This window comes from Planktotalea sp., from assembly GCF_018607965.1.
Taxonomy (GTDB): domain Bacteria; phylum Pseudomonadota; class Alphaproteobacteria; order Rhodobacterales; family Rhodobacteraceae; genus Planktotalea.
In genome coordinates, this window is sequence record NZ_JABBAM010000038.1 from 1 (window position 1) to 11,164 (window position 11,164).

Annotated in this window: 11 protein-coding genes and 1 pseudogene; 4 read left to right on the plus strand and 8 right to left on the minus strand. The window is 51.8% G+C overall.

The annotated features are described in order from the left end of the window. Nucleotides 1–645: pseudogene (locus QZ279_RS03180) on the minus strand (host specificity protein); the annotation flags it as partial. 103 nt (nt 646–748) lie between these two features. Here QZ279_RS03180 and QZ279_RS03185 point away from each other — a divergent pair. Further along, on the plus strand, nt 749–916 hold the full coding sequence (locus QZ279_RS03185; RefSeq protein ID WP_293447839.1) for a hypothetical protein: 168 nt from the start codon (nt 749–751) through the stop codon (nt 914–916). Nucleotides 917–1,318: 402 nt separating this feature from the next. Here the strand turns inward: QZ279_RS03185 and mltG are convergent, their stop codons facing one another. Together mltG and fabF are read right to left on the minus strand one after the other, a co-directional pair. Further along, nucleotides 1,319–2,470 (minus strand): endolytic transglycosylase MltG, encoded by a 1,152-nt coding sequence (mltG, locus tag QZ279_RS03190; RefSeq protein ID WP_293447842.1) that lies wholly within the window; start codon nt 2,468–2,470, stop codon nt 1,319–1,321. Continuing rightward, nucleotides 2,471–3,730, minus strand: a complete 1,260-nt coding sequence (fabF, locus tag QZ279_RS03195) for a beta-ketoacyl-ACP synthase II (RefSeq protein WP_293447845.1) — start codon at nt 3,728–3,730, stop codon at nt 2,471–2,473. A 280-nt stretch (nt 3,731–4,010) separates the two neighbouring features. Between fabF and speB the strand changes: the two genes are divergently transcribed. Next, complete coding sequence (speB, locus tag QZ279_RS03200) at nt 4,011–4,811, plus strand: agmatinase (RefSeq protein ID WP_293447847.1); 801 nt, start codon at nt 4,011–4,013, stop codon at nt 4,809–4,811. A 135-nt stretch (nt 4,812–4,946) separates the two neighbouring features. Here speB and QZ279_RS03205 read toward each other — a convergent pair whose 3' ends face one another. The 3 genes from QZ279_RS03205 to QZ279_RS03215 form a co-directional block, all read right to left on the minus strand. Next, on the minus strand, nt 4,947–5,180 hold the full coding sequence (locus QZ279_RS03205) for an acyl carrier protein (protein ID WP_293447849.1): 234 nt from the start codon (nt 5,178–5,180) through the stop codon (nt 4,947–4,949). A gap of 192 nt (nt 5,181–5,372) precedes the next feature. Beyond that, entirely contained in the window at nt 5,373–6,110 is a 738-nt protein-coding gene (gene fabG, locus QZ279_RS03210) for a 3-oxoacyl-[acyl-carrier-protein] reductase (protein ID WP_293447851.1), read from the minus strand. 34 nt (nt 6,111–6,144) lie between these two features. Next, on the minus strand, nt 6,145–6,621 hold the full coding sequence (locus tag QZ279_RS03215) for a hypothetical protein (RefSeq protein ID WP_293447854.1): 477 nt from the start codon (nt 6,619–6,621) through the stop codon (nt 6,145–6,147). A gap of 374 nt (nt 6,622–6,995) precedes the next feature. On the opposite strand from QZ279_RS03215, the gene QZ279_RS03220 reads away from it, so the two are divergent. After that, complete coding sequence (locus tag QZ279_RS03220; RefSeq protein ID WP_293447857.1) at nt 6,996–7,631, plus strand: hypothetical protein; 636 nt, start codon at nt 6,996–6,998, stop codon at nt 7,629–7,631. Nucleotides 7,632–7,895: 264 nt separating this feature from the next. On the opposite strand, the gene fabD is transcribed toward QZ279_RS03220, so the two are convergent. Continuing rightward, nucleotides 7,896–8,825 (minus strand): ACP S-malonyltransferase, encoded by a 930-nt coding sequence (gene fabD, locus QZ279_RS03225; protein ID WP_293447860.1) that lies wholly within the window; start codon nt 8,823–8,825, stop codon nt 7,896–7,898. A 190-nt stretch (nt 8,826–9,015) separates the two neighbouring features. Here fabD and QZ279_RS03230 point away from each other — a divergent pair, with 190 nt between their 5' ends. Next, complete coding sequence (locus QZ279_RS03230; protein WP_293447863.1) at nt 9,016–10,212, plus strand: cytochrome b/b6 domain-containing protein; 1,197 nt, start codon at nt 9,016–9,018, stop codon at nt 10,210–10,212. An 81-nt stretch (nt 10,213–10,293) separates the two neighbouring features. Here the strand turns inward: QZ279_RS03230 and QZ279_RS03235 are convergent, their stop codons facing one another. Then, nucleotides 10,294–10,869 carry a YceI family protein gene (locus QZ279_RS03235; RefSeq protein WP_293447865.1) on the minus strand — a complete coding sequence of 192 codons (576 nt, stop codon included), beginning with the start codon at nt 10,867–10,869 and terminating at the stop codon, nt 10,294–10,296. Nucleotides 10,870–11,164 lie beyond the last annotated feature (295 nt).

An 11,164-nucleotide genomic window follows, 5' to 3' on the forward strand; every position in this document is an offset into this window, starting at 1 on the left:
CTGGTTGGGAACACCATTCAGCAAGACGAATGTCGATCCGACAGGCCAATTGTCTGGTACCAATGCATCGGTGCCAAACTGGCCACGCAAGCGCAGGCTCAGATCATAGGTATATGGCGCAACAAGGTCTGCTTGCTGAAACTGGAATATCTCCCAATTATTCACCGAACCATCTCCGATTGCCGCCAAGTTACCGCCAGCCAGCAGGGTTTCGCGCGCAATGCCTTCCAGCTGATCACTAGCCAACTTCACGCGCAACGGCGCGCCGCGATCAATCAGCCCGTAAACGCCTGTCCAAAGCGGCGTTTGCGTTTCACCGATTGTGGAGCGGCCCTGCGCATAAGTGTTAAAGCCATAGTCTGCATCCTGTGGTGCATCATAGACCGCCACAGCACCAGGCCAAGGGGTCGCTGTCACCGCGATTTGGGGCGCATGTACGACCTCGTTTCCTGTCATTAAGGGCAGATCAAGGAAGAACGGCAGCACTGGCACAGCAGCCAAAAAGGGGCGCGAAGACCCAATGTCATCCCCATATGGCGCAGGGCGATACACATTTGGCTCAATACGAACGGCCTCTAACAACTGGCTCGCGCCCTGCTCTAACCGGTCCACCCGGAATTGCGTGTCGCCGTGCTGACCGCTCAATTGTAGCCTAGACGAACCTGCGGGACACTTCCGTTGTTACTGTAGTTTGTCTCTGAGCGATGAGCAAATTGCTACGTTGATCGCCGATGGTTGGACTAGAGAGGTGGTCGATATCGACAATGATAATATTGATACGGTTTTTAAAGATTCTTCTAACCCTACTGGAATTCGCATTGCCCTCGCTGCTGTTCCAAAAGGTACGGAATACATGAAAAATGAAGATGGAAGGTCGATTTTCATCAAATGCGGAAATCCAAGCTGCTGGAGATGATTAACGAGAGACCTTCCATAATAGCGTACTTACTATTGGTTAGTTTAGTGCATCGGACGTCGCGCCCGTGGGATGTTCGCCGCACAATCCAGCAACCCAATGCATTGCGTCGAAAAGGGTCGCGAAAGCGGCCGTTTTCTATTTTGGTGATCGTAGATTCATAGTCAAGATCATACGACTACAAGCGCGTGCATTAAGCGTAATTTTGAATCACCAGTTCCCTTCAAACGTGCATCACATAGCAACCGTTATCTGACGTTCTTTCTATGCCCCCGAAAAAGAAATCGCCTCTTGGTTGAAACAACGCTCCAACCAAATGAGTGCGAAACAGACTTTATAAAGCCGCTAAACAAACAGCTCCTGCTCACCTTCAAAATGCCAATCCGCGCGACACTTCACCCGTTAGTTATTCGCACGTTCCGACTCAATCTGGCGCCACTTCGCAACGTTTGCGTTATGCTCAGCTAAGGTCACAGCAAACGCGTGACCACCAGTGCCATCGGCCACAAAGAAAATGAACGGCGTTTCATCGGGATCCACCGCAGCCTGCAGGCTCGCAAGTCCAGGGTTCGCAATCGGTGTCGGTGGCAAACCATCAATAACATAGGTGTTCCAAGGCGTTTCACGACGTAGCTCGCTTTGACGCAAACCGCGTCCCAACACGCCTTCGCCCCGCGTGACGCCGTAGATAACAGTTGGGTCCGTTTGCAGACGAATGCCTTGGTTCAAGCGGTTGGTAAACACTGACGCCACTTGACGCCGCTCTTCGGCAACACCGGTTTCTTTCTCAATGATAGACGCAAGCGTCAGCATGTCTTCTGGCGTTTTCAGCGGAACATCATCGCGTCGCTGTGCCCAAACCTGTGCAATGCGCTCTTGCTGTGCGTCCAACATACGCCCGATAAGATCCGCACGGCTTTCCCCGATCCGCACTTCATAGCTATCAGGGGCAAGCAACCCTTCGGCGGGAACCTCAACAGACCCTTCAAGAATATCGACAGACCTCAACTCTTCAACCACCTGCCAGCTCGTCACACCTTCAGCCAAAGCAATCCGGTACCGCGTATCAGCTTCATTGCGCACAGCGGTGTATTGCGCGGGGGCGTCTTCTTCCTCAGGATTGAAGCTCGCTTCGACAACAAAGCGGTTTGTGCTTGGATCAAGCTGGCGCACCTGAACCGTCGCACGCGTTACGCCAATGCGAAACACAACTTCGGTGCCGCAACTGCTCGCGCCGCCACGTGTGATGATGCTAACGATCTCTTCCATCGACGCACCCTCAGGCACCAGAAAACTACCCGCTTTCAGATCACCCGTCTTGTCTTCATAATCCGCACCAATTCGAAAAACAGCGGGGCTAGAAACAGCACCTTGGGCGTCCAAAGTGTCGCTGACCTTGCTCATGTTAGAACCACGGTCGACCTTGAGGCAAATAGCTGTCTCTAAAGGACCCGCATTGCGGTACTGACCCTGCCCCCAAATAATCGCGCCCCCCAATAGGAAAAGCGCGACGATGAGGAATGTCACCGCGTTAGAAGCAATGTGGCGCCACATTTAGCTAACCTTTCCAAACAACACGCTTGCGTTCGTACCGCCGAAACCAAACGAATTACTCAAGGCCACGTTGATTTCACGCTTCACAGGCGCATTCGGTGCAAGATCAACAGCTGTTTCAACCGCTGGGTTGTCCAAGTTGATCGTAGGCGGTGCAATCTGATCGCGGATCGCAAGGATCGAGAAGATCGCTTCAATCGCGCCAGCCGCACCCAGCAAATGGCCCGTCATCGATTTGGTCGACGACATTGTCACTTTGCTCGCGTGCTCACCCAACATCCGCTCAACGGCACCCAGCTCGATGGTATCAGCCATCGTCGAAGTGCCATGTGCGTTGATATAATCGATATCTTTCGGCTCAAGCCCTGCCTTACCGAGGGCCGCACGCATAGACCGTTCACCGCCCTCACCGCTCTCGCTAGGGGCAGTGATGTGATATGCATCGCCAGACAGGCCATAACCAATCACTTCCGCATAAATCTTCGCGCCGCGCGCCTTAGCGTGCTCGTATTCTTCCAAAACAACGACACCAGCGCCCTCACCCATAACAAACCCATCGCGATCATTGTCATAAGGACGGCTCGCCTTTGTAGGATCGTCTTCCCGCTTCGTGCTAAGCGCCTTACACGCGTTGAAACCCGCAATACCAATCTCTGAAATCGACGCTTCTGCACCGCCCGCAATCATCACATCTGCATCTGATGTCATAATCAAACGCGCGGCATCGCCAATCGCATGCGCACCGGTAGAACACGCCGTCACAACAGCGTGGTTCGGCCCTTTAAAGCCATATCGAATACCCACTTGACCAGAAATCAAGTTGATCAACGCACCGGGAATAAAGAACGGCGAAACACGCGAAGGTCCGCGCTCATGGATCAAAATTGCAGTCTCGGCGATGGAATTCAGGCCCCCAATGCCAGAGCCAATCATCACGCCCGTACGCAGCTTGTCCTCTTCATCCTCAGGCGTCCAACCCGCGTCCTCAACGGCTTGTTGAGCGGCCGCAATTCCATAAAGGATAAAGTCATCAACCTTGCGACGCTCTTTAGGAAGCATCCAATCATCTACATTGAACGTGCCGTCCGTGCCGTCACCAAGCGGAACTTCGCACGCATATTTGGTCTTCACACGAGACGCATCAAAGCGCGTAATCGGGCCCGCACCAGAGGTGCCATCCAAAATACGAGCCCACGTTTCCTCAACACCGCAAGCAAGCGGTGTAACCAATCCAAGACCTGTGACAACTACTCGGCGCATAAGACTGCCCTCTATATAGTGTGTTTGTTGGCGAACACTTACCAGCGATGGGGGTATGGGGGCAAGAGGTTCGGGCGTTGGGTTTGCAAAGTCATTCACTCTAGCCTTTAAGCGTTCGACAGTTGGGCAATTCTATATTTAAATATTCAACTAGGCCAATAACTGCATAGAGTATTTTAATACATAAAAAGCCAAAACAATGAGCAATCCCAAGTTTCCAGGCACGCCCAATATGATAGCGCCGCGATATAGCCAAATCCCTAGCTTTTTGCGTGCAACCATGTCGCGTGACTATCAAAATCTCGATATCGTTATCGTCGGCATCCCTTATGATGGCGCTCTTACCAACCGCGCAGGCGCGCGACACGGAACACGCGAAGTGCGCAATGCCTTAAGCATGATGCGCACGACCCACCACGTGACAAAAGTCAATCCTTATGAAAACGCGCGGATTGCAGATGTAGGTGACATTGATTTCAATTCTGTTTTCGATATCGAAAAAACGCACGCCGAAATTTCTTCATTCATAAAGCAAATGACTGACGCAAATGTTATGCCGCTCTCTGTTGGCGGCGATCACTCAATCAGCCTGCCAATCCTGCGCAGCGTTGCAAAAAACGGCCCTGTCGCCCTTATCCACATCGATGCACACACAGACATATGGGATCAATTCCAAGGTTCCAAGTTCAACCATGGGTCCCCATTTCGGCGCGCAACTGAAGAAGGTTTGATTGATCCAACCAAAACAATTCAGATTGGCATTCGCGGCGCGCAAAATTTGCCCGAAGGTTGGGAATACTCTGAAAACCACGGTATGCGAGTGATGTTTATCGAAGAGGTTCAGAACGTTGGCATCGAAGCTGTCGTGCAAGAGGCGCGCTTGTTTGTCGGCGATATGCCCGTTTATTTAACATTTGATATCGATTCACTTGATCCCGTTTACGCCCCCGGGACAGGCACACCAGAGATAGGCGGTTTAACAACGCCCGAAGCACTCGCGTTGATAAGAGGTCTGCGCGGCTTGAACTATGTGGAGCAGGCGTGGTTGAAGTATCTCCGCCCTTCGATCTGGGTGGTTTGACGTCTTTGACAGCAGCGACGGTACTGTATGAAATTTTGTGTAATTTGTCGGAAATTTTAGCGTCTTAAACAAAAAAACGCCCCTCGCGATCTACTCGCTAGGGGCGCTCTTAAATTCTAGTCTCTTAAAACTAGCTTACGCCGCTTCAGAGATAAACTTTACCGCGTCGCCGAAGGACTGGATGTTCTCAGCTGCGTCATCAGGGATCTCGATGCCGAACTCTTCTTCGAACGCCATGACCAACTCAACAGTGTCGAGGCTGTCTGCGCCCAGATCGTCGATGAAGGAAGCACCCTCAACAACTTTATCTTCTTCCACACCAAGGTGCTCAACTACGATCTTCTTAACACGATCTGATACGTCGCTCATCTCGAATCCTTATATCTTGGGCCAAGGGCCCGTTGGTGCCTGTCCCCATCGGGGCACTTGATATTGCCCATTTAGGGCAGCTTTAGGTCCCGAAAGACCACCCCGAGTGCAAGCGCTCAAGGCCAATGATGCGCCGCCTATAACATAAGCGGCGCGTAAGGCAAACACAATCGCCTGCCCTAGCGTAATGCTTTAAAGCATCGCCATTCCGCCGTTCACATGCAGGGTCGCTCCCGTCACATAGGACGCCTCAGGACTTGCAAAGTAGACCACAGCGGCCGCGATCTCGTTTGGTGTCCCCATACGGCCCGCTGGAACCTGACCCAGAATTCTGGCCTTTTGATCATCAGTTAGTTTTTCGGTCATCGCGGTTTCAATGAAACCGGGCGCAATCGCGTTGACAGTGATTCCGCGTGAAGCGACCTCGTAGGCCATGGATTTGCCCATTGCGATCATGCCGGCCTTAGAGGCCGCATAGTTCGCCTGCCCCGGATTACCCGTCGCACCAACGATGGACGAAATATTCACGATCCGCCCCCAACGCGATTTCATCATGCCCCGCATCACGCCTTTGCACAGTTTCATCGTCGCGGTCAGGTTCACGTTCAAAACCGACTGCCATTCGTCGTCCGACATGCGCATGAACAAATTGTCGCGCGTTATACCGGCGTTGTTCACCAGCACGTCCACTGATCCCATCGCTGCAATCGCTTGCTTAGGCAATTCGGCGACGGCGTCCAAATCAGACAGGTTGCACGGCAAAACATGCGCGCGTTCGCCCAATTCGGTAGCCAACGCTTCTAAAGGCTCAACACGTGTGCCAGACAATCCAACCGTCGCACCTGCACCATGCAACGCACGTGCGATATCCGCTCCAATACCACCAGACGCGCCTGTGATTAGCGCACATTTACCTGTCAAATCGAACATGTAGGTCTTTCCTTCCTCGTCGCCGAGGCGACCGTCAGTTTTCTTCTAAGACGTTGCCAACATTGGCACTCACGATTCCCATAGCGCCAATTTCAGCGATTGTCATGGCCCGAGGGCGACGTCGGCCACCAAATTCGTCGGCAAAACGCGCATACCCATCTCCGCCAACCATGTCCGTCGTGAAACTCTTGTGTGCTTCGACGTCTGAACTGCGCACAGCGCCGATAACCGCACCATCTTCAATTGTACGCTGCGTACCGCCAAGAAACGCATCAACCGCACCACCACTGATAACACTATCATTGCGTAAATGCGTTCTAAATCCAGCGGCGCGCACCGCACGACCAAACTCTATTGCAGCAGGACTTCCCGACGGACCATCCGCCTGCAGGATTACAAGTCGATTGGCCTTAGGATTGGCATCTCGAACCGCCTCAAACCCAGTCGCCGTATCTTCGTTGATTGACCCAGACATATAGATCGTATCGCCCTCAGGCAAAAACGCTGTCATGTTGTTTTGTGCAACAGGTGTTTCGCGTACGATAAAACCTTCTTGAGCAACAGGAACCGCGGGCGTGCGTCGAAAGACACTGCAACCAGATAGTCCAAGTGCTGCCGCTCCAAATAAAAATGCTCGCCTATTTGTTTGCTAAATTCCTTTTAATTCAAATTTTGTAAGCAGCGTGAACCCGCATTGATAAATTCTCAATACAAATTGCATAGACAGAGTGTTTCTAAAGTGTCTTTTGTGAGGGTTTTCGGCGAAGTCTCGCCAAGTTTCAATTAACAAAGTCTCCACACATCCGCCCTGTTTTGGGCAAATTTCAATCTTAACGTGTCCTGCATATTTTTAAAAAAATTTAAACTATCAAAGTAAGGCCCGACATGATCCAGCAACAGATTGAGCAATTTACCCGCGCACTTCAAAACACGGCAACGCAGTACTCTGATCCCTCGATCATTTTGCAGCATATTCCCGTGCTTAGAACGAACCTGATGATGCAACAAAATCCTGAAATTTTGTTTAATGGCTTGGCAGCCGTTGTCTGCCTCTTCTTTTTGAAACGCATGGTCAAAAAACGACGCAAGGCAAACATCAAAAATATAAGTCTTGTTATGCCTGCACCCCACGTCGGCAAAGCAGATCATGCCAGTACGTCAGAAATCGCTCCTGCAAGTTTCGAAAAAGACAGCCTAAGTGACGCGCTCGACTTTGAAGCAGACGTGCCCGCTCTCACAAAGCGCTCACTTGATCAGCAATTTGAAGATGTCAGTGCGATCACTTTCACACCCCGCACAGCCCTCACACCGGACGAAGCGCGCATGCGGGTTTTGGTTCAGGCCTTACTTAATGAATTTGGCGCAGGTTATATGATCATGGCGCGCACATCTCTTGGTGCACTTCTTGCTTGGGGCTTGATGTTTCGGGTGTTGAACGCTCGCACGCCCTTGCAGCCATTCAGGATAAATGCGTCGATTTTGGCGTGTTTGACAGAGCAGGACGTTGTATCGTCGCCCTAAATGTTTGTGCAAAAGACCAATCGCTTGGCTCTTACGCACGCGAAAAGACTATTATCCAAGCCGCTCTTACCCAAGCGGGCCTGCCACTGGTAAAATTGATGCAATCCGATACGTTAGTAGAAATACGTGCCAAAACTGGACCCTATCTTAAACCAACAGCGCGTGCGCGCCCCATCAGCTTAAGAAATGACAAAGCGCCACAACCGGGACGCCCTGTTAGGCCTATCAGACCTGCGCATGCCGCTGCAATTGCAGCCGAGTAATTTAGCGATCTAATTTTGCGATATCGTCGCGGGATCCAACAGGACTGCACGCGATGGTCTTTTCAATCCGGCGGATCATACCACTCAGCGCTTTGCCAGCACCAATTTCCCAGATCGTGTCCACGCCCTTTGTGGCCATAAAACCAACGCTTTCGCGCCAGCGCACGGATCCTGTGACCTGCTCAACCAGCAAAGACCGGATCATATCAGGGTCGCTGATTGCCTCTGCGCGCACGTTTGCAATGACAGGAACAACAGGTCTGTTGAACGTCACCGCACTTAGCGCTTCTGCCATCACGCATGCTGCAGGTTCCATCAATGCACAATGGAACGGCGCGCTGACCGGTAAAAGAACGGCGCGTTTTGCACCCTTTTCTTTGGCGATAACCAAAGCACGTTCAACCGCACCCAAGTGTCCCGATACAACAACCTGACTTGGGTCATTGTCATTCGCCGCTTGGCAAACTTCACCCTGCGCCGCTTCTTCAGCAACAGCCTGAGCCGTTTCAAAATCTAATCCAAGCAAAGCCGCCATCGCACCAACACCTACAGGAACAGCCTCTTGCATGGCGCTGCCACGTGTACGCAACAAACGCGCTGTATCCGCGATCGATAACGCACCCGCAGCGGCCAGCGCGGAATACTCACCCAGCGAATGGCCTGCAACGTAAGCCGCATCACTTACAGAAACACCCTCAGCTTCCAACGCGCGCATCGCTGCCAAGGATGTCGCCATCAAAGCAGGTTGCGCATTGCGTGTTAGGGTCAGCGCATCTTGCTCGCCTTCCCAAATCAACGCGCTTAGGCGTTCACCCAAAGCCTCGTCCACCTCGTCAAAAACAGCCTTAGCTGCGGGATACGCATCAGCCAAAGTTTTGCCCATTCCAATGGTTTGTGCGCCCTGACCGGGGAAAACGAAGGCTTTAGTCATGTCGTAACTCCTGATTACTCTTTCATTGTGGTCTAGCTTTGCTGCCACAGTATCGCAAGCCTGCCTGCGTCAGCGCACAGCGGTTGTTTTCAGAAAGCTACTGCACATTCGCATTCAAACAAGTAGCCTGCGAATAAAGAGTGACGTCCAAACGTTATATCTTTGCATAAAACATAACGGAGCACCAAGAATGTCCGCAACAAACACAGTCCGCAGCTACGGCTCAGTCACAAAAACCTTCCACTGGCTGACATTGCTTTTGATCTTAACAGCAATCCCGCTGGGCATCATTGCCAACGGCCTGCCCTATGACACGAACGAAGCGCTCCAATTCAAAGCCTTCCTCTTTTCGATGCACAAAACGGTGGGCATCACAGCCTTTTTCGTTGCCCTTGCCCGCATCCTATGGGCGCTCAGCCAACCAAAACCTGCGGGCTTGCACCCTGAACGTCGCGCAGAAAGTTTCCTCGCAGAGCTCGTGCATTGGCTTCTATATGGTTCACTTTTACTTGTGCCCCTCGCAGGTTGGATCCACCACGCATCCACATCCGGATTCGCGCCAATTTGGTGGCCCTTTGGTCAAAACCTACCACTGGTTCCGAAAAGTGAGACCCTTGCGGCCTTCACTGCCGGCCTTCACATTGTATTCGAACGTGTGCTGGTCATTTCGATCGTCTTGCACATTGCAGGCGCGCTTAAGCATCATTTTGTAGATAAAGACGACACACTGCGCCGCATGTTGCCAGGCTTCACAGAAGCAGGAACGCCCCACGCGAGCAATAAATTCGCCCCACTCACCGTTGCGGTCGTGGTCTGGATCGCGGCGATCGGCGTAGGATCCGCATTTGGAATATATAGCGAGCACGGTGAATCTGTTCACAGTGCGACATTGGAAGACGTCCAAAGCGATTGGGTGGTTGATAGTGGCACGCTGGGCTTGTCGATCACGCAATTCGGCTCAGACGTGGCTGGCAGTTTTGAAGATTGGACCGCCAGCATAACGTATGCAGAACAAGAATTGCCCGGATCGCACGGGTCGGTGCGTGCCGTGATCGCTATTGGCTCTCTCACTCTTGGGTCCGTCACTGGCCAAGCTTTGGGACCTGATTTCTTTGATGCAAGTGCACATCCTACGGCCGAATTCGCCGCTGGATTGATGTATCAAGCCGACGGTTACACAGCTGAGGGCACGCTAAGCATTCGTGGCAATGCGATCCCTGTTGTGATGCCCTTTGATCTAAAAATTGATGGCAACACTGCGCAGATGACAGGCCGTTTGGAACTAGATCGTCGTGATTTTGGCATCGGGGACAACATGCCGGACGAAAGCTCCCTCGCCTTTCGGGTCACTATCAACATTGATCTCGTCGCGACGCGCGCTGAATAACGCAAACCAACCGCTCAGACGTACCAACAAAAAAGGCCGCTGGATCACCCCAGCGGCCTTTCATTTAAGCAACGTTAAAGCTTACTCAGCTTTTGCAGCTTCGATAGAAATCATAATTTCCACTTCGTCGCTTATGCCTGGTGCATAAAGACCAAGGCCAAAGTCAGAACGTAAAACGGTCGCCGTTGCATCAAAGCCCGCCCATTCTTTTCCACCCATAACTGGGTTTGGACCAGATTTGTTCATCTTTGCGTCTAACACGACTGACTTTGTCATGCCGTTCAACATGAGATCGCCTGTGATCATGGCTGTGTTTTCGCCTGTAACTTCGATTGTTGTGGATGTGAACGAAACCATTTCGTCGTCGGCAGCATCAAAGAAATCGGAGGACATAAAGTGACCAAGGCGCGCTTGCCATCCGGTGATCATTGATTTGACCGGCATTTCGACGCTCACGCTAGACGCTGCGGGATCTTCTTGATCGAACATGATCTCACCCGCAAAGCCAGAAAACATGCCGTATGTCGTTGAAAAACCCACGTGGTTATATGTGAAAACGATTTGGCTGTGGCTCGCGTCCAAAGAGTATTTTTCTGGTGCTGCGATTGCGCCTGTACCAGCAAATGCGAGTGCGGCAGCGAAAAGAACTGATTTCATGTGTAAAACTCCAGTGAAGATGACATTTTAAAGAGGATCAAACATGGAGGTATTACAACACACAACGCAATCCTTGGCTGTTCAACAACGCGTGTGCGCTGATGAACAGAGCTTATTTCAATGAAGGGGAAACTAGCTTTAAAAGCGCGGTAGCAAGGCTGCAATAGAGCAAAAACAAAGGATCGCGATGAAACCGGTCTTTAGTAAAAGCACATCCGCCGTTTCGCTCGCACCGGGTGCGAGCCACAAGCCGATCGCGGCAAATCCAAACACCAAACCGAAGAAACGACGCACA

Coding starts and splice junctions, on each gene's coding strand:
- mltG (WP_293447842.1), bottom strand. CDS start 2,470: ATGTGGCGCCACATTGCTTCTAACGCGGTGACATTCCTCATCGTCGCG.
- fabF (WP_293447845.1), bottom strand. CDS start 3,730: ATGCGCCGAGTAGTTGTCACAGGTCTTGGATTGGTTACACCGCTTGCT.
- speB (WP_293447847.1), top strand. CDS start 4,011: ATGTCGCGTGACTATCAAAATCTCGATATCGTTATCGTCGGCATCCCT.
- QZ279_RS03205 (WP_293447849.1), bottom strand. CDS start 5,180: ATGAGCGACGTATCAGATCGTGTTAAGAAGATCGTAGTTGAGCACCTT.
- fabG (WP_293447851.1), bottom strand. CDS start 6,110: ATGTTCGATTTGACAGGTAAATGTGCGCTAATCACAGGCGCGTCTGGT.
- QZ279_RS03215 (WP_293447854.1), bottom strand. CDS start 6,621: ATGACAGCGTTTTTGCCTGAGGGCGATACGATCTATATGTCTGGGTCA.
- QZ279_RS03220 (WP_293447857.1), top strand. CDS start 6,996: ATGATCCAGCAACAGATTGAGCAATTTACCCGCGCACTTCAAAACACG.
- fabD (WP_293447860.1), bottom strand. CDS start 8,825: ATGACTAAAGCCTTCGTTTTCCCCGGTCAGGGCGCACAAACCATTGGA.
- QZ279_RS03230 (WP_293447863.1), top strand. CDS start 9,016: ATGTCCGCAACAAACACAGTCCGCAGCTACGGCTCAGTCACAAAAACC.
- QZ279_RS03235 (WP_293447865.1), bottom strand. CDS start 10,869: ATGAAATCAGTTCTTTTCGCTGCCGCACTCGCATTTGCTGGTACAGGC.